The 404-nt window shown below is 65.8% G+C and carries 1 protein-coding gene and 2 pseudogenes; 2 read left to right on the top strand and 1 reads right to left on the bottom strand.

Translation table 11 applies throughout. The features are described from left to right. A partial coding sequence (locus TN53_RS48955; protein WP_234441872.1) for a hypothetical protein occupies positions 1 to 58 on the bottom strand: 58 nt, incomplete at its 3' end. 32 nt (positions 59 to 90) lie between these two features. Between TN53_RS48955 and TN53_RS48950 the strand changes: the two are divergent. Continuing rightward, a pseudogene (locus tag TN53_RS48950) lies at positions 91 to 279 on the top strand (transcriptional regulator); the annotation flags it as partial. Further along, positions 260 to 404: pseudogene (locus tag TN53_RS49740) on the top strand (haloacid dehalogenase); the annotation flags it as partial. The pseudogenes TN53_RS48950 and TN53_RS49740, both read left to right, overlap by 20 nt.

Genomic DNA, 404 nt, shown 5'->3' with positions numbered 1-404 from the left:
CCGTGAGCCCGTCGATCCACGACGGGGGGATGTCCCACGCCGCCGCGGTGACGACGATCCGGTCGTACGGCGCCCCATCCGGGACACCGGTGGTTCAGCCCGGTCCGGCTGGCGGCTTTCAAAGGCAACACGCAGTTGAAGGCTGGGCACTTGCCTCAGGCGCGCGACACACTGCTGGGGGTTCTATCTGCCCTGGAACCGAGCGAGGAGAAGCAACTGACCGTTGTCCTTGGGGACCTTGCCGCAGTCGAGGCAGCCGCGGGCCGGCCAGCTCCTGCGGGAGTTGTTCTCGACCGATGTCGATCTGATCGGCACCTCGGACGACTGGGGTGCCAGCAAGCCGGACCTCGAGTTCTTTCGGCGTGTTGCCAAGGTCGTCCCCTTCAGCAACGACGAGATTCTGT

The organism is Streptomyces sp. WM6386, from assembly GCF_000972385.1.
Lineage (GTDB): Bacteria > Actinomycetota > Actinomycetes > Streptomycetales > Streptomycetaceae > Streptomyces.
Note: the sequence above shows the minus strand (reverse complement) of the source record. Positions and strands in the feature narration are given on the sequence as shown.